The following is a 25,003-nucleotide window of genomic DNA, read 5'->3' as shown; positions in this document are numbered from 1 at the left end:
CGTTGGATCATGGGCAACGCCAAAAATTCCTTCGTGCCTTTCACAACTGCAGCATCAGGCTCGCACAAAAGGGTTACCGCGCATTTCATCGCCCAGACGAGTATCCGGACCATGACCGGTCACCACCGTCGCCTCTTCGTCGAGGGTATACAACCGTTGTTTGATCGAACGCACGAGAGTCGCCTGATCGCCTCCCCATAAATCCGTGCGTCCTACCCCGCGCTTGAACAGCGTATCACCGGCAATCAGCAGCTTAGCCTCTGAAAACCAAAAGCTCATGGAACCTGGCGTATGACCCGGCGTGTGCAACGCCACGCCACACCCGCAAGCCAGCTCTTCATCGTCCGCCAACCAACGATCCGGCGATGGCACCGGGGTGTAAGGCACACCGAACATCTGGCACTGCATTTCCAGGTTGTCCCAGAGAAATTGATCTTCCTTATGCAGGTGCAGGGTCGCGCCGGTTTTCTCCTTGAGCTGCCCGGAGGCCAGGAAGTGATCGAGGTGCGCGTGGGTGTGGATGATGCTGACCACCTTCAGGCCCAAGGCGTCGAGGCGCGCGAGGATCAGTTCGTGGTTGCCACCCGGGTCGACGACGATGGCTTTTTTGGTGATCGGGTCGCCGATGATTGTGCAGTTGCACTGTAACGGCCCGACAGGGAAGGTTTCGCGGATGAGGGTGGGTTGCTGGGGCATCGGGGCACGCTCGGGAAACAGGAATGGCCAATTTTGGCACAAAATTGCCCTGATCCATTTCCCCATGTGCATTGTAAAAATGCGTTACCCCAACACCCCCAACTCCTTCGCCCGCGCCACCGCCTGCGTGCGCCGCTCAACCCCCAACTTACTGTTGATATGGCTGGCATGGGTCTTCACCGTATGCAGCGAAATGAACAGTTGATCGCTGATTTCCTGGTTCGAACACCCCTGCGCGATCAGCCGTAGAACGGCCATTTCACGTGTACTGAGTTGTTCCGCAGCAGAGGACGACTCCACCATTGGCCGAAAGACCATGGCCGGGAGTTTTTCCGAGAGACTCTGCGAAATAGCAGTTGGCGCACAGAGTTGAAGTTGCCCGCGCAGCCAGTCAGGGTGTTCGGTCAACAATGGGTCAAACGGTTGCAGGACACCGCCGGCGGCCGCTTCCAAAGCCTGGGCCAGTGCCTTGCGCGCCTCGGATTCGCGTCCGCCCGCCAGCAACAGCGTGACTTTCTGACTCAGCGCCATCACGCTGAGCATCTGCCGGCCGCTGTGCTGACCGTGTTCATGCAACGCGTTCAAGCGTCCTTCGGCGAGCATGGGCTGGCCTTTCATCACGTCCAGCACCGCCTGTTGCAGTTCAATGTGCAGCGGCAGTTGCGGGTGGAATTCCGGGGGGGCCGCCGGGTGCTCGCCGTTATAGGTCTGGCCCAATCGCGCGAGCCAGGCTTCGGCGAGGTCGGTGCGGCCCTGGGCCAGCCAGAGTTCGCATTTGACCAGGGTGATCATCGCCAGGTAGTAAATCGGCGGAACGTCCCAGATGTGCATCAGCCGTTCGGCCTCGGCGAGTTCGGCGAAGGCTTTGGCGAACTCGCTGCTGCTGCCCTCCAGTCGGGCAATCACGCAGTGGCCGATCAACACGCTGATGTCACGACAGGCCCGTGCTTCGCTCAACCCCGCGAGCAAACGTAGCCGCGCGGCCTGGGGTTGCAAACGCAGCGCCAGCAAAAAACCCTCGTATAAAGTCAACCGTGCGCGCACCGCATAAAGCCGTTGCGGGGATAGGCCTTGGAGGCGCTGCAACCCTTGGCGAACTTCGTCCAATGAACGAAGAATCTCCCCGCGCGCTTGCAGCACGCGGGCGCGATCGTAATGGGCCAGCGCCTCGAACAGCGGATTGCCGACCCGCTGTGCCAGCTCAAGGGACTCACGGTTCAACTCTCGTGCACGCCAGAGATCGCTGTCGGCAATGGCCAGATTGGACAATGTCGAGAGACACATCAGGCGCTGCCCATAGCGTTTGGCCGGCAGGCTCTCCAGCGCTTCGGTGCAATAGAGCAAGGTCAGCTCGCGATTGCCTCGCCCGCGAGCAATGATGCCGCTCAGGGCCAGCCATTGCGCCAGCATGGATTTTTGCGCAGTGGCCGACGGCGCCGGCAGGAAGCGGCTCAAGTGGCTGGCCAGTTCCTCGGCGGCGTCCAGTTGGCAGGCCAGCCCCAACGCCCAGCTGTAGAGCACGATCAACCGGGGCGTACTGATCAGCAGGCTGTCGGGCAAGTCCATTTTCCAGCGCAGCAGCATGCCGACATTCTGCTCGGCCAGCAGCTGTTCTTCAGAGAGGTTTTGTACCAGATTCGCCGCAACATCCAGATGCCCGGCACGCAACGCCTGCTCTACCGCCTCATCGAGTAACCCTTGAGAATTGAACCAGCGGCAGGCACGCAGATGCAGGCTGGCCGTCGGCACCATCGCCTGGGCGGTGGGCCGGCTACGCAGCAGGTCGGAAAACAGGTGGTGATAGCGATACCAGTGACCGTGTTCGTCCAGCGGCACCAGAAACACCTGATGCGCCAGCAAGAAACGCAGGATCTCGGCACTGTCATGGGCTTCGCGCACGGCGTCGCACAACTCGCTGCAAAAGCGCTCTTGAAGCGCGGTCTCGAACAGGAATGACTGCACCTCGGCGGGCAGGCAATCGATCACTTCTTCGAGCAGGTAATCGCGAATCAGCCCTTCCCCACCGTACAGCGATTGGGGCAATGCGCCCTCGCTGCCGGCTTCGGAGGCCGCCAGCAGCCAGAAGCGCAGCCCGGCCACCCAGCCTTCGCTGCGCAGGATCAAACTCTCCAGTGCCTCGCCACGCAATGAAATGCTGTGTCTATCGAGTAGGGTCAGGGCTTCATCGTGGGTCAGTCGAAGATCCTGCTCATGCAACTCGAGCAGTTGCCGCGATAGCCGCAGGCGAGCCAGATGCCAGTCGGGACGTTGCCGGCTGGTGACCATGACCAGCAGACCATCGGGTAAATGATTGAGGAAAAACTGCAGGCAACGATCAAGCACCGTCCCCTGGGCCAGATGATAGTCATCGAGCACCAGCAACAGCGGCGTAACGGGTGAAAGGTGCACAGCCAGTTCATCGAGCAAACCGTCCAGCCATTCTTCGAACGCGAACGGCTGATGACGTTGGCGCATTTTCAGCAACCCCAGCGCCTGACTACCCAGTTGCGGAAAATACTCATGAAGCCCTTCGAGCAGCCGTTCAAGAAAACGACCGGGATCGCAGTCCCGAGGACTTAACCCCAGCCACAGGCTTTGCCAGTGATCCGGCAATCCCTGGCAAAACTCCACCGCCAATGAACTCTTGCCGAACCCCGCCGGCGCGCTGACCAGCAGCAGCCTGCCACCGAGACCGGCGCTCAGGCGCTCGCACAAACGCGGCCGCAGCACATGGCCGTCGGGCAGCGGAGGCCGGAAAAAGCGCCCGTCCAATACGGCGACGGCAACACTTGCAGGGCCCGGAAATGGGGACAGATCAGTCATGGCCGGCTCTTGTTTGAAAGGCTGATGGCGGCGTTACAGATGTCCGCAGCCTAGCGGTAAACGAAGAGCTATTGAAGGTTGTTGCTACAAATGGCTACAAAAAGACTACGAGCAGAAGTTGCCAAACCTGAGATGCAGTTTTCCGACAGACCGTGTCGCCCCTCTTCGCGAGCAAGCCCGCTCCCACACTGGATCTCCATTGCTCACAGATTGTATGTCCACCAAAGATCAAATGTGGGAGCGGGCTTGCTCGCGAACGGGCCATCACAGGCACCGAAGTTTCGCGAGCCACCCCGCGTTAACAATTGCGCCCTGATACAAAATTCCGATAAAAAAACGCCCCGAACCAGTCGGGGCGTTTTTTTCGAGGATGCGGCCTCGGTTCACAACGTATTAGCGAACGCCTTCCTGACGCAAGGCTGCCGGAGTGAAGTCGGCGGTGCTCGCGGTGAAGCCGAAGTTATACGCCGACTTCTCTTCGTTCTTCATGCCCAGTGCCAGGTAGCGGCCCGATTGCAGGTCGTACAAGGTTTCGAGGGCGTACCACGGCACTTGCTTGTCGTAGTAGTTCTCGGAGTGAGCCTCGGCGACACGCCACAGTTGCCCGCGACCGTCGTAGTGGTCGACCACAGCCGCCTGCCAGGTGTCTTCGTCGATGTAGAAGTCACGCTTGGCGTAGATGTGACGCTGACCTTCCTTCAGGGTTGCGACCACATGCCAGACCCGACGCAGTTCATAGCGAGCCAGGTCCTGGTTGATGTGACCGGCCTTGATGATGTCGGCGTACTTCAGTTGTGGCGAATCGAGCTTGTAGCTGTCGGAGGCGATGTACATCTCTTTCTTGCCTTCAAGCTTCCAGTCGTAGCGATCCGGCGCACCGTTGTACATGTCCAGGTTGTCGGAGGTACGCAGGCCATCGGCAGCGGTACCCGGCCCGTCATAGGACACTTGCGGTGCACGACGTACACGGCGTTGCCCGGCGTTGTAGACCCACGCCGAACGCGGTTCTTTAACCTGGTCGAGGGTTTCGTGTACCAGCAACACACCACCGGCCAGACGCGCCGGCGCGGTCACTTTCTGCTTGAAGTAGAACAGGATGTTGCCCGGATTTTTCGGGTCGTAATCCTTCATCTTGTCGCGGAACACGAACTGGTCCTCGAAGTACACGAGGCTGAACGAGCCGTTCGGCTGCGGCGTGGCCTGGGTTATCAGACGGGTCACACTGCCGCCGCGATAACGGGTGATATGGTTCCAGATGACTTCAACGCCACTTTTCGGAATCGGGAACGGGATCGCGGTTTCGAAGTTTTCCAGACCGTTGCCGCCGGACACCAGATTAGTGTTGGTGGCGTTTTTCTTGATGGAGGCGAACACGTCATCCGGCACGGTGGCGCCGCGATGGGACGGGTAGACCGGCATCTTGAAGGTTTCCGGGTAGCGCTTGAACATTGCGTACTGGCCCGGCGCGAGCTTGTCCTTGTACTGGTCGACGTTCTGCGCGGTGATGGTGAACTGCGGTTTTTCACTCGCGAACGGATCAGACAGAAAACCCTTGCTGTCCACGCTACCGGCGTTTTTCGGCATGGGTTTCCAGGCCGGGATCGAACCGTCGGCGTTGCCCGCCATCTCGGCGCCCATCGGGGTCAGGCTCTTGCCCAGCTTGTCTGCTTCGGCCGCAGGGACCGCCGCCATGACACCAGTTGCCAGCAGCGACAGCCCCAGAACGCCAACGTGGAACAGACTCTTTGTTATGTTCATAAATGTGTTCGTCCTGAAAATAGTGCTTAGAAGTTCACGCCGAAGCTGAGCGCAACGAAGTCGCGATCATCCACAGTGGTGTACTTGCCGTCGAAGAAGTTGGTGTACGCCAGGCTCGCGGTGTAGGTGTTCTGGTATTCGGCATCCAGACCCAGGCTCACCGCCTTACGACCTTCCTCGAAGTTGCCGCCAGGGCCAGGCGAGTAACCGCTCACGTCGTGGGACCAGGCCACGTTCGGCTTGAGGTTCACACCGGCGAATACGTCGGGGTAATCCCAAATGGCACGAGCGCGATAACCCCACGAAGTGGCCGTAGTAAAGCCGTCGTCTTCGCAATTGCGGCTGCGGTTGTTGGTAGCAGCACCTGCGCCGGCACCGTTGATGGTGCTGGTATTGAGGATCGCCGAGCAGGTGTTGAGGCCGCCGGTAGACGGCAGTTCACCAGGCCCGTAGACAGGGTCACGGCCATAACGAATGTCGGAGCTGCTTTCCAGGCCGCCAACATGGGTCACGCCCACTTCGCCCACCAGCGTCAGACGGCTGGCGCCCATGACCTGATCGAAGAAGTGCGTCAGAGTGGTCTGGAACTGGGTGATTTCCTTGCGGCGATAGCCGTGCAGATCCTGACCCGGTACACCGGGGAGCAGCGAAGCATTGGTCAGGGCGCCGCCCAATGGGCGCACGCCAGCAAACAGGATATCGGTGGAATTGAGTTGCACCGGCGCGTTCGGACGGTAGCTGATCTCGCCGCTCCACGCCGTACCGGTAGGCAGGGTGGTGGAGAAGCTCAAGCCGTAGAGGCGGATGTCTTCAGGATACTCGACGAAGTACTCGGAATTACCGGCGACCACCAGTGGCCCCAGCGCACGGAACGCCGCCGGCAAAGCTGCCACGCCGTTGTAGATCGATTGCGGAGCCCCCGTGGCGCTGAAGATCGGTGCACGGCTGTGGTAGTTCATGAAGTACGCGCCGAACTCGGTGTCGAGCGGATCGAACATGTACTTCAAGGACGCGCCCCACTGGCCGCTGTCCCGCGCATCGCGGTCAGGACCACGACGCACCAGTACACCTTCTTCGTTGACGTCGACGCCTGCGTTGGCCAATGGGCCCAGCGCGACGGCAGGAATGGTCGAGCGCTTGTTCAGCACGCGCAGATTGTCGGTGCAACCGTCGGCAATGATGTCTGGCTGGGAGAAAAAGGTACCGCAGTTATCGACAACCGTCTGGTCCCATTCCAGCTGATAGAAGGCTTCGGCCGACAGATTGTCGGTCAGGCTCTGGGATACATAAAACATGTTGACCGGGATCAGACCTTCCTTGACCTCGGCACCGGGACGACGGAACGCGGACACGTCGATCGGGTTGATCGAGTTGATGCCGCCGCCGATGAAGGTACTTTCACCCCAGCTCACAACCTGCTTGCCCAGACGCACGGAACCCGGCTGATCGGCAATGGAGTAGTTGTGGTAGACGAAGGCGTCGAGGATCTGGCCGCCGGAGGACTTGGCGCCTTCCTTGCGATTTTCGTCGCTGATGTCCTTGAACTCGCGGCTTTCATCCTTGAGTTCGAAGTCGTACCAGTATTTGCCCCGGACGAAGACACCGGTATCGCCGTATTTCAATTCAAGGTCATGGATGCCCTTGAAGATCTTCGAAAAGGTTTCGCCGCTCTTGAAGTTGTTGTGACCGTCATCGGACGTCTGGGACAGGCCGTGGCCCCCGTTATTGACGCCGATGAGGTTTTTGTTCGGGCTCTGAGTAGACCAACTGGCGCCGATCGACAGGGATGAGTCGAATTGACCTTCGATCTCACCGACGTTGAAACTGACGCCGAATGCAGGCCCGGCGAGCGAAGAGGCAAGACTGACCGCCAGGGGCAGTTTCGCCCGGCGCCAGAACTGGTTTACTGATGTCATCGACGCTACTCCATGTGCATTATTGTTATGGCTGAGTACTTTTAAAAACGTTGTGGGTGACCGGAAGCCAAGTGGTCCGAAGTCACTCCAAAGTTGCATCGCCCCATTTTGTGCGTGCGCTCCGTTCTTAAAAATCCTTGAGCGGACTATAGCCAGCAGGTAGTAGTGCTTGATCCCTCTAAAGTGTGATTTGCAGCTGCCGGCCACTCTGGAACAGTCCTTTCGCCAGTCCGACACATGTCGGCACGGCAAGGATGGCTGAAAATTCGGATTTCACAAGCCAAGCGCTTGCTTGGTGGGTCTGGCGCGCCGTTTTCGGCGCGCCAGCGGACGCTTAAAGCGTCGAGAGGAAGGTACTGTTGTTAGCCTGCCATTCGGTGATGTCGACGCGGATGCGCTTCTTGTCGAGTTTGCCGACACTGGTCTTGGGAATTTCAGTAACAATGGCAATCTGGCTCGGGATGGCCCATTTGCTCAGGTGCCCCTGTTCAACGAACGGCTTGAGGTGTTCCTTGAGTTCCCTGGCCCCGATCTCATGCCCTTCCCTGACGACCAGAAGCGCGAACGGTCGCTCGCCCCACTGCGGATCGGCGATGCCCACCACTGCTACTTCGCGTACCGCAGGGTGGCGGCTGATCAGGTCTTCCAGGTCCAGAGAGGAGATCCACTCGCCACCGGTCTTGATCACGTCCTTGATCCGGTCGCGAATATCGATCACGCCCATGCTGTCCAGCGTCGCCACGTCACCGGTGTGCAGCCAGCCGCCGGCCCAGAGCTCGGCGCCCTTCTGCGGCTCGTTGAAATAACCCTCGGTGAGCCACGGCGCACGCAGCACCAGTTCGCCCTGGGTCTCGCCATCGGCAGGCAGGAAGTTGCCGTCGGCGTCGACGATCGCCGCCTCGACCAATGGCCCTGGTACACCCGCCTTGATCCGGTAGGTGGTGCGTTCGTCTTCGGTGCCGGCCATCAGCTCATCGTTGAGGTGCGCACACGAGACCAATGGCCCGGTTTCCGACATGCCGTAAGCGGCGGTCAACTGAATGCCCTTGGCCTTCGCCGCTTCGTACAGCGCACGGTTCAGCGCACTGCCGCCGATGACGATTTTCCAGCCACCGAAATCGATGTCTTTCGCTGCCTTGGCATTGAGGACCATTTGCAGAATGGTCGGCACGCAGTGGGAAAAACTCACCTTCTCCTTACGCCACAACTCCACCAGATATTCGGGGTCGTAGCGGCCGGGATAAACCTGCTTGAGCCCGAGCATGGTCGCCACATACGGCAAGCCCCAGGCATGCACATGGAACATTGGGGTAATCGGCATGTACACGTCGTTGGTGCCCAGCAGCCGCACGCTGTCAATGGAACCCATAATGGTCGACACGCCCATGGTGTGCAGCACCAGTTGACGATGGGTGAAATACACGCCTTTGGGATTACCGGTAGTGCCGGTGGTGTAGAACGTGGTGGCGACCGAGTTTTCGTCGAAGTCCTCGAAGTCGTACTGCGTGCTCGCGGCCGCCAGCAATTGCTCGTACTCGCCAATCAGGTTTGGCAGGTCGGCGGTTTTTTCCGGCAAGTCGGTCAGCAGCAGAGTTTTCTCCACCGTGGTCAGGTGCCCGGCAATCGCCTTGTACAGCCCGACGAACTCGCTGTTGACCAGCACGAAGCGGTCCTCGGCGTGATTCATGGTGTAGAGAATCTGTTCCGGCGACAGGCGCACGTTGATGGTGTGGATTACCGCACCGATCATCGGGATGGCGAACATGCATTCCAAGTAGCGATGGCTGTCCCAGTCCATTACCGCCACGGTGTCCCCGGCCTTCACACCGGCGGCCGTCAGCACGTTGGCCAGCCGCGCGACCCGCTCGATCAGGGTCGGATAGCTATAGCGCAATTGATCGCGGTAGATGATCTCGCGGGTTTTTTCATAACGGGCGCCGGACATCAGCAGCCGTTTAATCAACAGCGGATACCGGTAAGCGCCCTCGGCTGGGGGGATAACGCGAGTCTGCAACATAAGAGTCCCTTTTCTGACTGCACGGTCTTGGCTTTTAAAGCTAAGCACTCTAGAGCCCTTGAACGCCAGCCAAATCAGCCAAAGGGATGATTTGCATAGCTGTATAAATGCTAGCTTTGCGCCAGCATTTACAGGAATTCGTTAGCCGTTACGCCGCTTTTCCTACGACAGCCTCGGATGGCGTTCGGGGGAAAAACACTGCTGCTATGAAGGTCAACGCTGCAAAACCCGCCAATATCAGGTAAAGGCCTACAAAACCTTGGCGCGGTTCGACGAACGAAATCAGCGGAATCGCGCAGGCACTGGCACCGAACGATAAACAGTAACGCAGCGCGAAAACTCGGGATTGCCATTGCGGTGCGACGAAGTTAGCGACCATCGCATCATTCACCGTGACCTGGCCAAACACCACGAACATGAACGCCGCACCCAGCGCGATCACAGCCCAGCCCTCGACATAGGCCAACCCGAACAACAGCGGCGCCTGGCACAGCGTCAACACTATGAACGGCCATTTCAGACTGAAACGATGCAAGACCCGGCCGATGCTCAACTGCGCCACGGCGCCGAAGGCATATGCCAGGCTGACCACGACGCCAAGGAGTTGCGGCGAAGCGAACAAATCGTGCAGGCGTTCCTGAAACAGTTTCGGGTAGGTCATCGTCGTGGCGTTGAATACCACACCGCCGGTGGCGGTAGCCAAGGCCAATACGCCGAACACCACGACCATGGAAATCCGCTGGCCAGCCGCACCTTTGAGCGGTATGTGCGCACGCTTCGGGATGGGTTCTTCACGCACCTGAAGCGCGAAACCGATGCCCAGCACAATCGCCACCACGCCCGGCAAAATGAACGCCGAGCGCCAGCCGAACTGCGTCACCAGCAACCCGGTGATCAGCGCCGAAAACGCCACGCCGAGGTTGCCCCACATGCCGTTGATACCGATTTCCCGGCCCCGGTTCTGTGCGTAAGCCACCAGCATCGCTGTGCCCACCGGGTGATAGATCGCGGCGAAAACCCCGATCAGCGTCAGGCCGAGTACCAACATCGGTGCGCTGCTGCTCACGCCGGTAAAGATCGCCGAGGCGCCAATGCCGAAAAAAAACACCAGCATCATTTTCCGTCGGCTCCAGTGATCCCCCAGCCAACCGGCAGGCAACGAACAGCCGCCAAAGGCAATGAAACCGCCGAGGGACAGGCCGATCAGCGCGGCATAGTCCAGCGCGAACGCCTGGGTCATGCCGAGAATGGCGGCCGGAAAAATAAGCATGAACATGTGATCGATCACATGGGCTGCGTTGATGTAGCGGAGGACATTTCTGGACTGGTTCATCGCGGCACGCTTTACGTTGTAGTGAGCGGCTTATGCTAAGTTGGCGAAAAAGCGTATTCCTGACAACAAAGTCATTGGATCTGACATGTTAATCAGCCATTTCCTGCACGGGCCGGTCAGCGCCTATCCGCGAGATTACGTGGACGGTGCTCACCAGCAATTGCATCAACACCGCGAAGCGCAGTTGCTGTACGCCGTTCGCGGCACCATGCGAGTGGTCACGGCACAAGGTGCCTGGGTCATTCCGCCGACCCGAGCCGTGTGGATTCCGCCATTGGTGGCGCATGAGATTTTCATGTCGGGCGAAGTACGCATGCGTTCGCTGTTCATTGCCCCCGAACTGTCGCCGCCAACGCTGCAGCAATGCTGCGTGCTGGCCGTCACGCCGTTGCTGCGCGAGCTGATCCTGCGCGCGGTGCAAGGTCCGCAACACGCGGAAAATTCATTGATTCAGAAGTTGATGCTGGAAGAGATCGCCAGCCTGGAAAACCTTCCGCTACACATTCCGATGCCCGAGGACCGACGCCTGCTGGGCATCTGCCTGGCGCTGCTGCGCGCACCGGACCATTCCAATACCCTGGAAGACTGGGCACAACAAGTCGGCGCCAGCTCTCGAACCTTGGCGCGGTTGTTCCAGCAACAACTGAAGATGAGTTTCAATGCCTGGCGTCAGCAACTGCGCCTGATGGAAGCCTTGCCGCGCCTGCTCGCCGGAGAAAGCGTGCAGAGCGTGGCGTGTAATCTAGGCTATGGCAGTGCTCGGGCGTTTAGCGCGATGTTTTGCCGTTTACTCGGGGAAAACCCTCGGGAATACCTGAACGCGTTGAACAAATTGAGCAAACTCAATCCCCCGTAGGCGTTCAGCGCGATCAATGCATTTCGGTGAACGCGAGTTTCACACCGATGGCAATCAACACCGCGCCCATGGTCCGGTCGAACCAGTGGCCCATGCGGGCGAAACCGGCACGCACGCGCTGTTGGCTGAACAGCATCGCCACGAGGCAAAACCAGACCGCCGTCGCCGCTGCCAGGTAAACCCCGTAACCGGCCTGTACCGTCAAAGGTGTTTGCGGGTTGATCACCACGGTGAACAGCGACAGGAAAAACAGCGTGGCTTTCGGGTTCAAACCATTGGTTACGAAGCCCGAGGTGAAGGCACCGCGTGCGGTGCGTTCGCCGGCCTCCTGGTGCAGATCATCAGCCATCGGTTTGGCCGGTTGCGCGCGCAAGGCCTTGAAGCCGATGTACAGCAGATACGCGGCAGCGGCCCATTTCAAGGCGTTGAACAGCACGATCGACTGAGACACGATCAACCCGATCCCCAGCAGCGAATAACCAACGTGCAGGAAAATCGCCGAGCCGACACCCAGCGCCGTCCAGGTCCCGGCACGGCGACCGTGGGTCACGCTCTCACGCACCACCACGGCAAAGTCCGGGCCGGGGCTGGCGACGGCCAGCAGGTGAATCAAGGCAACGGTCAAGAACTCTGTCCAGTACATGGGGGCTCCTTTTGGGCAGGGCGATCGATAAAAAACTCTGAGGCCGACTTCACCTCTGTGCCAACTCTCAAATCTGTGTTGTCCACCAAACATGTGGCGAGGGGGCTCGTCGGAACACCGCATCGCCCCGTTCGGCTGCGAAGCAGTCGCAAAACCGGATGATGCGTTCTGCCTGACGAAACACTGTCGCCTGGTTTGGGGCCGCTTCGCGACCCAACGGGGGCCCCCCCTCGCCACAGCAAGCTCCCTCGCCACAGGTTTGTACCAGGCCAGACAATGCGTAACAGTTTATTTCATCTGGTAGGCTCGGCAGATTACGCCTTCAGTTCAATGCACAAAAGGTACAGTTGATGACGAACTCTCGCCGCGCCGTTTTCCTCGACCATCCGTCCCTGGATCTCGGCGATCTCGACCTCAACCCGCTACGCGAGTGCTTCAGCGACTTGCAGCTGTTCGCACAAACCACGCCAGAACAGGTGATTGAACGCCTCAAAGGCGCCACCGTCGCCATCAGCAACAAAATCCTGATCGATGCGACGGCCATGGCGGCCAGCCCAGAGTTGAAGCTGATCCTGATCACCGCCACCGGCACCAACAACGTCGACCTCGCTGCCGCCCGTGCTCACGGAATCACTGTCTGTAACTGCCAGGGTTACGGCACGCCGTCGGTGGCTCAGCACACGATCATGTTGCTGCTGAATTTGGCGACGCGTCTGGCCGATTATCAAAAAGCTGTCGCCGAAGGTCGCTGGCAGCAGGCGAAACAGTTCTGCCTGCTGGACTATCCGATCGTCGAACTCGAAGGCAAAACCCTCGGCCTGCTTGGCCACGGTGAACTGGGCAGTGCCGTGGCGCGGTTGGCCGAGGCGTTCGGTATGCGCGTGTTGCTGGGGCAGATTCCGGGGCGCCCTGCCCGACCGGATCGCTTGCCGCTGGATGAGCTGCTGCCACAAATCGACGCCCTGACTCTGCACTGCCCGCTCAACGAACACACTCGCCACTTGATCGGCGCCCGCGAACTGGCCTCGATGAAACCCAGTGCCTTCGTGGTCAACACCGCGCGCGGTGGTTTGATTGACGAGCAGGCATTGGCCGACGCCCTGCGCAACGGTCACTTGGGCGGCGCGGCCACCGACGTGTTGAGCATCGAGCCACCCACCGCGGGCAATCCGTTGTTGGCCCACGATATTCCACGGCTGATCGTGACCCCGCACAACGCCTGGGGCAGTCGCCAGGCGCGACAGCGAATCGTTGGCCAGTTGACCGAAAACGCCCAAGGCTACTTCAGCGGTCAAGCGCTGCGGGTCGTCAGTTGATAAACTGCGGCACTTTTTTTCCAGGAGCAGAGTATGGATCCGCGCAGTGAAGTACTGCTTCGTCAGGCCGAGTTATTCCAGGGTTCGGTGCTACTGGCCGGTTTGCCCGCCGATGATTTGCTGGGCCGCTTGCCCGATGCCCATGGTTGGTGCTGGCACGCCGGCGATCAAACGGCGCTGGACACCCGTTTCGCCGAGCGCAGCCATTTCGGCGTGAATGCGCCGGAGCGCGAGTTCGACAGTGCCGTGGTGTTTCTGCCCAAGTCCAAAGACCTGACCGACTACATTCTCAACGCCCTCGCCTCTCGTTTGGCCGGCCGTGAGTTGTATTTGGTGGGCGAAAAGCGCAGCGGCATCGAAGGCGCGGCCAAGCAACTGAACCCCTTCGGCAAACCCCGCAAGCTCGACAGCGCACGGCATTGCCAGCTCTGGCAGGTCACCGTGGCCAACGCACCAGAAGCCAAGTCGCTGGAAAGCCTGGCCCAGACCTACGAACTGCCGTTGGCCGAAGGCCCATTGACAGTCATCAGCCTGCCGGGCGTGTTCAGCCACGGTCGCCTGGATCGCGGCAGCGCCCTGCTGCTGGAACATTTGGACAAACTGCCCAGCGGCCACTTGCTGGACTTCGGTTGCGGCGCGGGTGTGTTGGGGGCGGCGGTCAAGCGGCGTTATCCACACAACCAGGTCACCCTGCTCGATGTGGACGCGTTTGCCGCCGCCAGCAGTCGCCTGACCTTGGCCGCCAACGGCCTGGACGCGGAGGTGATGACCGGTGACGGCATCGATGCCGCGCCCATGGGTTTGAGCGCGATTCTGAGCAACCCACCGTTCCATGTCGGTGTACATACCGATTACTTCGCTACTGAGAACTTGCTGCGAAAAGCGGCCAAACATCTGAAAAACGGTGGCGAACTGCGCTTGGTGGCGAACAGTTTCCTGAAGTATCAACCGCTGATCGAAGAGCATCTCGGCACCTGCGCGATCAAGGCTGAAGGGCAGGGTTTCCGAATCTACCGGGCCAAACGCGGCTGAAAAACTTTTGAAAAAAGCAGGCACGCCCTGATGGTGCCGGATCAGGAACTTGAACACCGCAGCTCTTGTGGGAGCGAGCCTGCTCGCGATAGCGCCGGGTCAGCCGATATTGATACTGAATGTACCGACGTCATCGCGAGCAGGCTCGCTCCCACAGGTTTTGTGGTTTAGCTACCGATATTGGGGCTTGCCCAATCGGATTTGCCTAGGCAGAATCCGCTCCGTCCTAGGGGAGTAGTCTCCCACGAGCGCCATGCTCGTCCGGCATACGTCAACATACTTGGTCCTCAGACCATGGCGTATGCGACCCAAGCGTCCGCATCAGACGGATCGCAGGGTTTGACAAGACCTATGACACGAACACCTTACCCGGGGCGGGAAGGCTGTACGTGTCATAGCCGTGTCGACCCGCCCCTTAGGAAAACCCTGATGATGCTGGACTCTCTGCTCGTTCCCACCGCAATCGTTGCCTTGGCCGAAATCGGCGACAAGACGCAACTGCTCGCGCTCATTCTCGCTGCCCGCTTTCGCAAACCCTGGCCAATCATCGCCGGCATCGTCGCCGCGACCCTGGCCAACCACGCGGCAGCCGGTGCGGTAGGCGCCTGGTTCGGCAGTTTCTTCTCGAATGCGACGTTGCACTGGATCCTCGCCGCGAGTTTTACCGCCACGGCCCTGTGGACGCTGGTGCCAGACAAGATGGACGAAGACGAAGCCAGTACCGCCCGCAAATTCGGGCCGTTCCTGACAACGCTGATCGCGTTCTTCCTCGCGGAAATGGGCGACAAGACTCAAGTCGCCACCGTGATGCTTGCCGCGCAATACCCGGATCTGTGGCTGGTGATCATCGGCACTACCGCCGGGATGTTGATTGCCAACGTGCCGGTGGTACTGGCAGGTAACTTTGCGGCGGACAAACTGCCCTTGACCCTGATCCGTCGACTGGCGGCATCGGCGTTCTTCGTCCTGGCGATTGTTGCGGTGTACAAGGCGATGGAGAGCAGTGGGTGGGTTTGATGCGGTAGGTCAGTAGACCGCGTTATCGTTCTTCGCGGGCAAGCCTCGCTCCCACAGGTTTTCGGTCGATTACATAATGGGTGTACGACACAAAACCTGTGGGGGCGGGCTTGCCCGCGAAGGCGTCAGCAGCATCAACGCCTATCTATCAGGATTTCCTGGCTTTTTCATATAACGGCATGACTTTAGGAATCGCCGCCTGCAAGGCAGCAATCCGACTGGCCGACGCCGGGTGCGTGCTCAAGAACTCTGGCGGCGCACCATTCGAGGCTTTGCTCATTTTGTTCCACAAGGTGATCGCCGCGTTCGGGTTGTAGCCGGCACGGGCCGCCAGTTCGAGGCCGATCAGGTCCGCCTCGTTTTCATTCTCGCGACTGTTGGGCAAGGTCATGCCGTATTTCGCCACGGTGTCCGCCAGAGCCAGGCCGCCCTCGCCCAGGCCGAACAACGCACCAGCACCTTGCTTGGCCATTTCGATACCATAGGCCTTGGACATCGCTTCACGGCCATGCTCACGCAAGGCGTGAGCGATTTCATGGCCGATGATGGCAGCGATTTCGTCGTCGGTGAGTTGCAGGGTGTCGATCAGCCCGCTATAGAAAATGATCTTGCCGCCAGGCCCGCAGGAGGCATTCAGCTCGTCGCTCTTGATCAGGTTCACTTCCCATTGCCACTGGGCTGAGTCCGGACGGAACACCGGTGCCTGGGCAATCAGACGACTGGAAATCGCCTGGACGCGCTTTGCATCGTTACTGGTTTGGTCCAGCACGCCTTTGCTACTCGCCTCCCCGACAGTCTTTTGATAAGACTGGGCGTACATCTGGTTGACCTCAGAGGTCGACAACATGCTGAACATGTATTGCTTGCGCTCAACGCCCACGGCACCACCGCTAGTGGTGTTGACCGACTGACAACCGGCGAGCAGCAGACTTGCGCTCAGTGCACACAAAACCAATGTCTTATTCATCAAGAAGCTCCCTGGAAACATGCCGCGTATCCTAGGTGGGGATTTGTATCGGCGCCAGATACAACGGACGTTTAGCACGTACATTTCAGACAAAGCCCCGTAGGAAAAAATTCATATACCAGCGCCCGCCACGGCTGATCACGGCCAGCAATGATTCATTTGCGACATCCAGCACTCCAAAACAGCCAATTCGTCATGAGTCGTTCATGACCCTTCGCCACCCTGCCGATACAGCACCGCAGACGTCCTCTTGCGTGCGGAGCACCCATGAAATTCAAGTCGATCCAGTTTTCCGTTGCCGCCCTGGCCGGCGCCATTGTGCTCAGCGTCGTCGCCGCCCTGGTGCTGTACGCGCTGTTTTCCGGTGCCCGCACCCAAGACATGGTTCAGCAACGGACTCAGGCGCAGTTCGAGCAAGTCATCGAACAGCGCCTGACCTCGCTGGCGCAAACCCAGGTCAGCCAGATCCAGCGCGAACTCGAAGCACCGCTGCTGATTGCCGGTGGCCTGGTGCGGGTGAACGCGTTGATCGGTACCCCGGGCACTGATGGTCAGCCACAGTTGAGCCTGAGCCGTGAGCAACTGATTAGCCTGATTAAGGAAAACGTCGCCCGGAACCCGAAAATTCTCGGCACCTACATCGGTTGGGAAAAAAACGCACTCGACCACAATGATGCGGCCTACGTCGACACCCCTGTGGTCGGCATCGACGCCAGCAACGGGCGCTTCCTGCCGTGGTGGTTCCGCAACGAAGACGGCAGCCTGGGCCTGGACAAACTGGTGGACGTCGACGACCAGAAAACCCTGTCTACTGGTGTGCGCGCCAGCGAGTACTACCTGTGCTCCAAGGAAACCAAAAAATCCTGCGTGATCGATCCGGCGCCCTACAAGGTCGGCGACAAGATCGTCATGCTCGCCTCCTTCATTGAACCGATCATGCTCAACGGCGCGTTCCAGGGCATCGTCGGCGCCGACCTGTCGGTGAACTTCATCCAGGAAATGCTCCTGGGGGCGAATCAGAAACTGTACAGCGGCGCCGGTGAAATGGTCCTGATCGGTGGTAACGGCCGGATCGTCGCCTACACCAAAGACCCGAGCAAATTCGGCGAAAAGGTCAGCGACATTCTCGACAGCAAACAGATTGCCAACATGGCCAATCTCAAGCGCGGCGAAGTGACTTACACCGTCGACAAGGCCCAGGGCCGGATCGAGTTGTACCTGCCCTTCGGCATCGGCCAGACCGACGCCCGTTGGACCTTGATGCTGCAATTGCCGCTGAACGCGGTAATGGCCGATCTGCAAAAACTTCAGGGTGATCTGGACGCGCAGCGCAAATCCGACACCTTTGGCATGGCCATGGTCGGCCTGTTGATCGCCGGTATCGGTTTGTTGGTGACCTGGCTGGTGGGCCACGGAATTGCTCGACCACTCAAGCAAATGGTCGCGATGCTTGATGATATCGCCCAGGGCGAAGGCGACCTGACCCGTCGACTGAGCAGTGACCGCGCCGACGAATTGGGCTCGATCGCCAAAGGCTTCAACACCTTCCTCGCCAAGTTGCAGGCGATGATCACGCAAGTGGTGACGTCGGTGCAGAGCGTCAGCGACTCATCGGAACACACCGCCGACATCGCCATCCGCACCAACATCGGCGTGCACAAACAAATGGCCGAGATCGATCAGGTCGCTACCGCCGTGCATGAAATGACCGCCACCGCCCAGGATGTCGCGCGCAATGCGACCCAGGCCGCGCAAGCCGCCAGCCATGCGGATCAGGCAGCAGCGCAAGGCATGCAAATCGTACGTGATACCTCGAATTCCATCGGCGTACTGGCGGTGGAAATCGGCAAAGCCGTCGGCGTGGTGCAGACCCTGGCCAAGGACAGCGAGAACATCAATGCGATCCTGACGGCCATTCGCGGCATCGCCGAGCAGACCAATCTATTGGCCTTGAACGCCGCCATCGAAGCTGCCCGTGCCGGTGAGCAGGGTCGTGGTTTTGCCGTGGTGGCCGATGAAGTGCGCAACCTGGCGCAGAAAACCCAGAAGGCCACTGAAGAAATCCAGACCATGATCCAGCATCTGCAGCAAGGCACCCGCGATGTGGTGCGGGTCATGGAAGACAGCCAGAACCGCACCGACGAAAGCGTGCAACACGCGGCGAAAGCCGCCGAGGCGCTGGAGACCATTACGCAGGCGGTGTCGGTGATCAACGACATGAACACCCAGATCGCCAGCGCTGCCGAGGAACAGAGTGCAGTGGCGGACGACATCAACCGCAACGTGATCAACATCGGGCAAGTGGCCAATGAAGTGGCCGGTGGGGCGGATGAATCTAGCGCGGCCAGTGCGGATTTGACCAAATTGGCGGAACAGCAGCGGCGGTTGATCAATCAGTTCAAGGTTTAGGGTTCAATGATCGTTCCCACGCTCTGCGTGGGAATGCAGCCATGGACGCTCCGCGTCCACTGTGACGCAGAGCGTCACGGGATTCATTCCCACGCGGAGCGTGGGAACGATCATTACGCCGGCGTCAAACACTCCGGCCCATTAAGCTTGGGATCATTCACCAGATTCGCCAGCACCCGCTCACGCAACGCCGCGGGTTCACTGGCCAGCAACGCCTGCAAGGCATGCAACGGGGTTTCGGGGTTGAGCCAGGCTTCCTGCCCCGCCGCATCGAGAATCAACGGTCGACGCTGACTCGAAGCCGGCTGGGTGATCACTGCCGTGCTCAACCACACCTGTTCCTGCACCGGATACGCTTCCCAGATCGCCGCAAAGAACAGCGCCGAACCCTCCCCCGGCGTCAGCCAGTACGGACGTTTGCGTGTGGTGCCGCGCCATTCATAGAAACCATTGGCCGGCAGCAGGCAGCGACGCAGGCGCAAGGCTTCGCGAAACATCGGCTGTTCGGCAACGGTTTCGGCGCGGGCATGGGCCGGCGTGCGGGACAGGTCGGTCAGCCACGGCGGCGTCAGGCCCCAGCGGGCGCGGGCCAACTCACGTTGCCCGTCTGCGCCGGCACGCAGCATCAACACCGAATCGTTGGGGGAAATATTCCACTGGGCCTGCTGATCGGCGGGGAATCCGGGCAGGGCCGCAAAGGCGGGGTTCCAGCGAAACAGGGCATAACGTCCACACATGGGGCAATACGACTCTTGATCAAACGAACGTCAGCCTAACAGACCAGCGTGCCGGGAAAACTGTCCGGTTCATCGCCGGACAACGGCAGCGCGGCATTGTACGCGGTGATCAGCTCCCGGGCGTATTCGGCCTGGTCATTATCCACCGATAAGCCCAGCAGGCCGAACATCGGCAACTCCCCGGTGCCGCCGACCAAATCACGCCCAACCAGATGCGCCTCGATACCCTCACTGGCGAGCATGCCTTGCAGCAATTCGCCTTCCATCAGGTTTTCCGGTTCGTAGATGCGCTGCATAGACCCTCACTCGTTTTCACTGTGAACTTCGAGCAACCACTCATGGCCGTCAGTCTGCAAAACAAAAGTAATGGGACGGCAACACACAGGACAATCTTCAATATAGGTCTGATCGCCGCCGGACAAGTCCAGAACAGCCTCACACTCTTCACCGCAATACGGGCATTCATAGCGCTCGGTTTCCAGCATCGCGGTCTCCCAGGTGACTTGTGCGTATAATCGCCGGTCTATTTGCAGGGCTATTTTCGTCTGGCTACCTTTTCAGACCGTGCCCCGTTGGTTTTTTATCAAAACCTTTACTTACCCTAGCCGTTTCTAACAAGAGAGCATGATGGGCGAATTCGATGCCATCCGACCTTACGACGACAGCGAAGTCCCAGCGGTGCTGGCCCGGCTGCTCGGCGACAAGGCGCTTCTAGATATCCTCATCCACTTCCGCTTCCCGCGTTATGCCGGTGCCTTCGGCTGGATGCTCAAACCTCTTATAGCTCATCGGCTGCGCCGTGAGTTCGCCAGCGTCAATTCTGTGGCCACGTTGCAAGACAAGGTCGAGGTTTACGTCGACCATACCATCGAGCGTGCCACGGACGGTGTCACCTACACCGGCGTCGAGCAATTCAAGTCCGGCAGCGCCTACCTGTTCATCGCCAACCACCGCGACATCGTGATGGACCCGGCTTTCGTCAACTACGCCGTGTACCACGCCGGCCTGCCGACCCCGCGCATCGCCATTGGTGACAACTTGCTGCAAAAGCCTTTTGTCAGCGATTTGATGCGCCTGAACAAGAGCTTCATCGTGCACCGCTCGATCACTGGTCGCCGGGAAAAAATGGCGGCGTATCAGCTGTTGTCGGCGTACATCAACCATTCGATCCGCAACGACTGCGCCTCGATCTGGATCGCCCAGGCGGAAGGCAGGGCCAAGGACGGCGACGACCGCACCGAGTCGGCCATCCTCAAGATGTTCCACATGAGCCGCAAGGACGAGCCGTTCGGCGAAGTCATCCGCTCGCTGAACCTCACCCCGGTGTCGATCAGCTACGAATACGACCCGTGCGACCAGGCCAAGGCCCGCGAGCTGTACATCCGCGCCACCACCGGCAGCTACACCAAGGCGCCGGGCGAGGATGACGTGAGCATCGCCAAAGGCATCACCGGTTACAAAGGCCGGGTCCACGTGAACTTCGCCGCGCCGATCACCGAACTGTTCGAAGACACCAAGCAATTGGCGATCGAAATGGACAAGCAGATTCTTGGTGGTTACCGGTTGTTCCCGGTGCACTACCTGGCCTATGCGCAGTGGAAAGACGCTGATGCGCAACTGCAGGTGCCGAAAGCGGCTGAGGTGTTTGCGGCTGATGAACTGGCCAAGGCTCAGGAAGAATGGCAGCGCCGACTGGATGCCTGCCCTGAGGAGCATCGTCCGTTCCTGGTGCTGCAATATGCGACGCCGGTGCGCAATCAGTATCGGGTGAAGGCCGGGTTGCCGCTGTAAGGCAATGGGCTGGATACGACAACGGCGCCTTCGGGCGCCGTTTTTGTTTGTCTTGATGCGACAGGACAGTCAGGCACCTGTGTCAGATCTTCAGACGCGAGTACTGATCCACGACACCAGCAACGCCATCCCGAGGCAGGCGAAACCGAAGCGGTAGAAAAACCGGTTCATGCGCAGGGTCGCCCAATCCAGTGTTGGCTCTTCACTGGGACGACTTTGGCGCTGCGCTTCGATACTGGCCAGGGCGCGCTGTTCGCGGCGACGGGTGGCGTGCAGCAACCAGCCGCCCGGGAAGGCTAACAGCAAGGCCAGCAAATTGATCAATTTGGCGGGATGAGCGGTAAAGAGCGAAATCAATTGCAGCGACATCACAAACCTCAGGCAAACCGGTGTAGCAGACGCCGGACCGACGACCACGGCGCAGATTCTACCGAAAGCGCTCCGACCTGCCCCGGCTTTCCGACAAATAACGAAACCATTTAGTCGATTACTGTCCTGTGTCACGACGCCGTCATCTGAATCCGCCAGTCTGTTGCCCCTCGAAACCGACACGGACTCCGTCATGCTCCACGCCGAAAACCAGGACCGCCTCTACCTCATTGCCCAAAGCGACGAACAACAAACCTTAGTCGGCAGCCTCGCCTTCAACGTACAGGACCGGCATTGGCTGGTGTATTGCGCGCTGAGCGGGCATCAACATGCGGATTTGCCGGAAGCGGATTTGCTGACGGGGGTGAGTGTTCTGGATTTTTATTCAGAGGCGGCTTGAGCGTCCTACAAACGCAGTGATTGAAAGGGAACATTCCGACAGGTTTTGAAGGTTGTCGCTCGGAAGTGGGGTGGATAGGCTTTGGGGGGTCGCTGCACATCAGCGATCGGGTGTGGAAACCCGAGGTTCAACAGACATGGTCCCATGGCATACTGCGGCGTTTTTTCTGACCGCCGTTTTGAGTTATGGCGGCTGTGCGTGGGAGGCCTTCGGGTCTGCCGGGTTTTGTCCGTTGTCTCGGTTTTCCACCCTGCGCACAGCTGCCACCTACTCGTGTGGAAACGGAAAGTGGCAGCTCCAATGACTCAATGGAGATTTGCCATGATTAAAGAAACACCGAATCCCCCAGACGAAGACGTTTCCCCCTACGAATCCCTCGATTCAAAAAAACTCCACGACGCCGCTAACCGCGCGCTCGATCACTACCTCAACCCCTCCGCCCTCAAATCACCCGTAGCCCGCAAGCCGAGCACGATGTATATGATCGCGCCGGATATCAAAGACGAAGACCTGCTGGCTCACACCTGTGAATCGTTGGCCCAGGCCAGTGTGATGGCGAGTGATTTTGCAGGGTATCTGGAAGGGCCGCACCGGCACACGGCGATGGCGATTCAACAGATCGTCATGCTGGCAGAACTGGCGGTGAACCGGATGCTGGATAACGTTGCCATCCCAAAACCCGCGCCACACAGCTAATCCCCCTGTAGGAGCGAGCGGTGCGGCGATCCGACTTGCCCGCGAAGGCTTTCTCACATTCAACATTGAGGTCGTCTGACACGCCGCCATCGCGAGCAGGCTCGCTCCCACAATGGGTCGGCGTACAACTGAGGGAGATTGGTTGGTTGACAGGCCGTCTTCGCGGGCAAGCCTCGCTCCTACAAGTGGGGCGGCATATGTCTGAGAGAGATTGGTCGGCTGTCAGGCCGCCTTCGCGAGCAAGTCGAATCGCCGCACAATACAGCGGCGTACACCCACCCGCCCCTCACCACTCAACAGGCCGAGCGTTAGCTCGCCTGCAGCTCTTGATCTTGATCCACCCGCCCCTTCGGGAGGCTGAGTGGAGGTGTTCATCTGGGGATTGGCGCGCAGCGCCGTTCGACGCAGTCGAACCCATCGCATGTAGGTCGTAGCGAAGCAGACCGTAGGGCGATGCCCCCAGATGGATACCGGAACGAAGGAACGCCGAGCCTCAGCGAGGGGCCGGACGCTTGGGGCGAAGACCTTTGCTTCCTTTGGGGCGTTTGCCAAAGGGAGTCGCCGTAAGGGCGAAACCATAAGCCGCCGTTACCGCCGCAATGGATATGCACACACCCCAACCAAAACATGGTCGGCCCAAAGGCCGCCATCGCGAGCAGGTTCGCCCCCACAATGAATCTGCAGGCACAAAAAAACCCGGTGCCATCACTGACACCGGGTTCTTTAAACAAGCCGAAAACCGTTACTCGGCAAGCACCTGACCGATCGTCGGGTCCTTGAACAAGCGGGTCAACGCATCACTCAACACGTCACTGACCAGCTTGGTGTTGGTTTCCTGATTCGGCGCCATGCCAAAACGCTGATCCAGCGACGCACCGTAGCGACCGCTGTAACGACGGTTGGCATTCTGCACATCCGAACGGAACGTCGCGCCAATCGTTGCCTCAGTCACATACAGGCCTTCCTTGGGCGACTGATACTTCAGCTCGGCCAGGGTCACCGTCAATTGCGGTGCATTCAGCGCATTGGCTGTCGGGGTAAAGCCCAGCAAGCGCACGGCCGCTTCAGCCTGAGCCTGCAGCTTCGGCAGAATCTGCGCGCCCTGCACGGTGATCGCACTGGTCTCCGGGTACAGACCACCACGAGTCCCCAGCGTTGGCGACGGACGACCGTCCACCACACGCACCACCACCGGCTGACCACGGCCGACCGGCGCCAGCTGAGCCGTCAGCTTGGGTTCCGGGTTCAGTTGTTGCGGGCTGTGGGCGCAGCCGACGAGGGTCAAACTGGTCACAGTGATCAAACCGAACAACAGGCGTTGCAACATGCTCTTCTCTCCAGAATCAGGCACAAACAGACCCGCAGTATAGCGGTGCGCCACTGCGGCGAACTAGCTTCGTACAACGATTACTAAAATCTCTGACAAACCCGGCGTAGCGCGGTTCCTGTCACACATCTGTCATCGCCCAGACACAGGCATGTCATCGCCCACTGGCAAGCTTCACGACAGTCACCCACAAGGTACGTTGCCATGCGTGTTCTCATCTCCCTGTTCGCGCCACGCCCACTGCATCGCTGTTTTGCCCTGCTCGACCGCGATGGCCGTTGCCAGGCATTCAAACAGTGCAGCCTGCAGCCCATGGGCGATGGCTGGGTCGAAATCGAAGAAATCCGCCTCAACTGGCTGCACCATCCCCTGCCCGCCAGCGCCCGTGTCAGCCAGCGCCAGCCACGTGCTCGTGCGCAACAACTGTTGACCACCTGACCGGACGCCTAATAAAAGTCATTAAACACGACCATTTCCCTGCGTTTCTTAGATACAATCTCCCCCCGATTATAAGGACGTCTCCTGATCGGGCCTCGCAGCATCGTCAATGCCTCGGTATTGACACCCCCGCACCGCCCACAGAGAGCCGCCCACACAGATCGAGTGAAGCTGGCGCGCTTGCTGTTTCTTAAGCAAAACACCACTTTTCGCGAATCTGCAGAGCTGTCATTACGCTCGGTTACTGAGCTGTTTGCCCGTTTTGCTTGTCATGTATCCCATGGCGGCAATCCATCCGGGCACGGTGCCAGGCTGGGACAGCCCTTTTTTGAGGTTCACGTCTTCAAAAGAGCGTGAAAAAAACGGGTTTTCACAACTTCACAAGAGTGTGGCGAGCAAATGAATAGTTTTGCGTCTGAACATGCACCATTAGCGTCTACAACAGCCCAACGACACAGGACC

The 25,003-nt window shown here is 59.4% G+C and carries 22 protein-coding genes, 1 pseudogene and 1 riboswitch; of the genes and pseudogenes, 10 read left to right on the top strand and 13 right to left on the bottom strand.

The genetic code is table 11. The annotated features are described in order from the left end of the window. Window positions 1–54 precede the first annotated feature (54 nt). The 6 genes from AB4O41_RS22010 to AB4O41_RS21985 all read right to left on the bottom strand — a co-directional run bounded on the left by AB4O41_RS22010 (window position 55) and on the right by AB4O41_RS21985 (window position 10,543). Entirely contained in the window at window positions 55–696 is a 642-nt protein-coding gene (locus AB4O41_RS22010; protein ID WP_460144696.1) for an MBL fold metallo-hydrolase, read from the bottom strand. An 84-nt stretch (window positions 697–780) separates the two neighbouring features. Next, on the bottom strand, window positions 781–3,519 hold the full coding sequence (locus AB4O41_RS22005) for a LuxR C-terminal-related transcriptional regulator (RefSeq protein ID WP_460144695.1): 2,739 nt from the start codon (window positions 3,517–3,519) through the stop codon (window positions 781–783). Window positions 3,520–3,912: 393 nt separating this feature from the next. Continuing rightward, a complete protein-coding gene (locus tag AB4O41_RS22000; RefSeq protein WP_460144694.1) occupies window positions 3,913–5,277 on the bottom strand; it encodes a DUF1329 domain-containing protein in 1,365 nt (454 codons plus the stop codon). 26 nt (window positions 5,278–5,303) lie between these two features. Further along, window positions 5,304–7,193: a DUF1302 domain-containing protein gene (locus AB4O41_RS21995; RefSeq protein ID WP_460144693.1), complete on the bottom strand. Its 1,890-nt coding sequence runs from the start codon at window positions 7,191–7,193 to the stop codon at window positions 5,304–5,306. A gap of 334 nt (window positions 7,194–7,527) precedes the next feature. After that, window positions 7,528–9,210, bottom strand: a complete 1,683-nt coding sequence (locus AB4O41_RS21990) for a fatty acid--CoA ligase (RefSeq protein ID WP_460144692.1) — start codon at window positions 9,208–9,210, stop codon at window positions 7,528–7,530. 148 nt (window positions 9,211–9,358) lie between these two features. Further along, window positions 9,359–10,543, bottom strand: a complete 1,185-nt coding sequence (locus AB4O41_RS21985) for an MFS transporter (RefSeq protein WP_460144691.1) — start codon at window positions 10,541–10,543, stop codon at window positions 9,359–9,361. Between the two features lie 85 nt (window positions 10,544–10,628). On the opposite strand from AB4O41_RS21985, the gene AB4O41_RS21980 reads away from it, so the two are divergent. Beyond that, window positions 10,629–11,399: an AraC family transcriptional regulator gene (locus tag AB4O41_RS21980; RefSeq protein WP_460144690.1), complete on the top strand. Its 771-nt coding sequence runs from the start codon at window positions 10,629–10,631 to the stop codon at window positions 11,397–11,399. Between the two features lie 13 nt (window positions 11,400–11,412). Here the strand turns inward: AB4O41_RS21980 and AB4O41_RS21975 are convergent, their stop codons facing one another. Beyond that, window positions 11,413–12,042 (bottom strand): LysE family translocator, encoded by a 630-nt coding sequence (locus tag AB4O41_RS21975; protein WP_460144689.1) that lies wholly within the window; start codon window positions 12,040–12,042, stop codon window positions 11,413–11,415. 350 nt (window positions 12,043–12,392) lie between these two features. Here AB4O41_RS21975 and AB4O41_RS21970 point away from each other — a divergent pair, with 350 nt between their 5' ends. The 3 genes from AB4O41_RS21970 to AB4O41_RS21960 all read left to right on the top strand — a co-directional run bounded on the left by AB4O41_RS21970 (window position 12,393) and on the right by AB4O41_RS21960 (window position 15,407). Beyond that, window positions 12,393–13,358: a 2-hydroxyacid dehydrogenase gene (locus AB4O41_RS21970; RefSeq protein ID WP_460144688.1), complete on the top strand. Its 966-nt coding sequence runs from the start codon at window positions 12,393–12,395 to the stop codon at window positions 13,356–13,358. Window positions 13,359–13,391: 33 nt separating this feature from the next. After that, on the top strand, window positions 13,392–14,390 hold the full coding sequence (locus AB4O41_RS21965) for a methyltransferase (protein WP_460144687.1): 999 nt from the start codon (window positions 13,392–13,394) through the stop codon (window positions 14,388–14,390). Between the two features lie 216 nt (window positions 14,391–14,606). Next, a riboswitch (yybP-ykoY riboswitch) is annotated at window positions 14,607–14,731 on the top strand. 91 nt (window positions 14,732–14,822) lie between these two features. Continuing rightward, window positions 14,823–15,407 carry a TMEM165/GDT1 family protein gene (locus AB4O41_RS21960; RefSeq protein WP_460148398.1) on the top strand — a complete coding sequence of 195 codons (585 nt, stop codon included), beginning with the start codon at window positions 14,823–14,825 and terminating at the stop codon, window positions 15,405–15,407. A 148-nt stretch (window positions 15,408–15,555) separates the two neighbouring features. Here AB4O41_RS21960 and AB4O41_RS21955 read toward each other — a convergent pair whose 3' ends face one another. Beyond that, window positions 15,556–16,374, bottom strand: a complete 819-nt coding sequence (locus tag AB4O41_RS21955) for a M48 family metallopeptidase (RefSeq protein ID WP_460144686.1) — start codon at window positions 16,372–16,374, stop codon at window positions 15,556–15,558. A gap of 267 nt (window positions 16,375–16,641) precedes the next feature. Here AB4O41_RS21955 and AB4O41_RS21950 point away from each other — a divergent pair. Next, window positions 16,642–17,880 (top strand): annotated as a pseudogene (locus AB4O41_RS21950) (cache domain-containing protein); the annotation flags it as partial. A gap of 60 nt (window positions 17,881–17,940) precedes the next feature. Further along, window positions 17,941–18,783 carry a methyl-accepting chemotaxis protein gene (locus AB4O41_RS21945; protein WP_390176107.1) on the top strand — a complete coding sequence of 281 codons (843 nt, stop codon included), beginning with the start codon at window positions 17,941–17,943 and terminating at the stop codon, window positions 18,781–18,783. A 113-nt stretch (window positions 18,784–18,896) separates the two neighbouring features. Here AB4O41_RS21945 and AB4O41_RS21940 read toward each other — a convergent pair whose 3' ends face one another. The 3 genes from AB4O41_RS21940 to AB4O41_RS21930 are packed head-to-tail and all read right to left on the bottom strand — an operon-like array spanning window position 18,897 to window position 20,005. Further along, entirely contained in the window at window positions 18,897–19,520 is a 624-nt protein-coding gene (locus AB4O41_RS21940) for an SOS response-associated peptidase (protein WP_460144685.1), read from the bottom strand. 35 nt (window positions 19,521–19,555) lie between these two features. Then, window positions 19,556–19,816 carry a putative signal transducing protein gene (locus tag AB4O41_RS21935; RefSeq protein WP_038981600.1) on the bottom strand — a complete coding sequence of 87 codons (261 nt, stop codon included), beginning with the start codon at window positions 19,814–19,816 and terminating at the stop codon, window positions 19,556–19,558. 6 nt (window positions 19,817–19,822) lie between these two features. Next, entirely contained in the window at window positions 19,823–20,005 is a 183-nt protein-coding gene (locus AB4O41_RS21930) for a CPXCG motif-containing cysteine-rich protein (RefSeq protein ID WP_123359205.1), read from the bottom strand. 142 nt (window positions 20,006–20,147) lie between these two features. Between AB4O41_RS21930 and AB4O41_RS21925 the strand changes: the two genes are divergently transcribed. After that, window positions 20,148–21,311: a 1-acyl-sn-glycerol-3-phosphate acyltransferase gene (locus AB4O41_RS21925; protein WP_460148396.1), complete on the top strand. Its 1,164-nt coding sequence runs from the start codon at window positions 20,148–20,150 to the stop codon at window positions 21,309–21,311. Window positions 21,312–21,401: 90 nt separating this feature from the next. Here AB4O41_RS21925 and AB4O41_RS21920 read toward each other — a convergent pair whose 3' ends face one another. Continuing rightward, entirely contained in the window at window positions 21,402–21,680 is a 279-nt protein-coding gene (locus AB4O41_RS21920; protein ID WP_460144684.1) for a hypothetical protein, read from the bottom strand. A 193-nt stretch (window positions 21,681–21,873) separates the two neighbouring features. Between AB4O41_RS21920 and AB4O41_RS21915 the strand changes: the two genes are divergently transcribed. Together AB4O41_RS21915 and AB4O41_RS21910 are read left to right on the top strand one after the other, a co-directional pair. Continuing rightward, the gene (locus AB4O41_RS21915; protein WP_460144683.1) at window positions 21,874–22,080 is read left to right on the top strand and encodes a hypothetical protein; all 207 of its coding nucleotides are present in this window, start codon (window positions 21,874–21,876) and stop codon (window positions 22,078–22,080) included. A gap of 321 nt (window positions 22,081–22,401) precedes the next feature. Next, window positions 22,402–22,776 carry a DUF6124 family protein gene (locus AB4O41_RS21910; protein WP_460144682.1) on the top strand — a complete coding sequence of 125 codons (375 nt, stop codon included), beginning with the start codon at window positions 22,402–22,404 and terminating at the stop codon, window positions 22,774–22,776. A 742-nt stretch (window positions 22,777–23,518) separates the two neighbouring features. Here AB4O41_RS21910 and AB4O41_RS21905 read toward each other — a convergent pair. Then, window positions 23,519–24,103: a YajG family lipoprotein gene (locus tag AB4O41_RS21905; protein WP_007905851.1), complete on the bottom strand. Its 585-nt coding sequence runs from the start codon at window positions 24,101–24,103 to the stop codon at window positions 23,519–23,521. Between the two features lie 204 nt (window positions 24,104–24,307). Between AB4O41_RS21905 and AB4O41_RS21900 the strand changes: the two genes are divergently transcribed. Then, window positions 24,308–24,541 (top strand): hypothetical protein, encoded by a 234-nt coding sequence (locus tag AB4O41_RS21900; RefSeq protein WP_123719503.1) that lies wholly within the window; start codon window positions 24,308–24,310, stop codon window positions 24,539–24,541. Window positions 24,542–25,003: the final 462 nt, after the last annotated feature.

The organism is Pseudomonas sp. S2_A02 (assembly GCF_054668495.1).
Note: the sequence above shows the minus strand (reverse complement) of the source record. Positions and strands in the feature narration are given on the sequence as shown.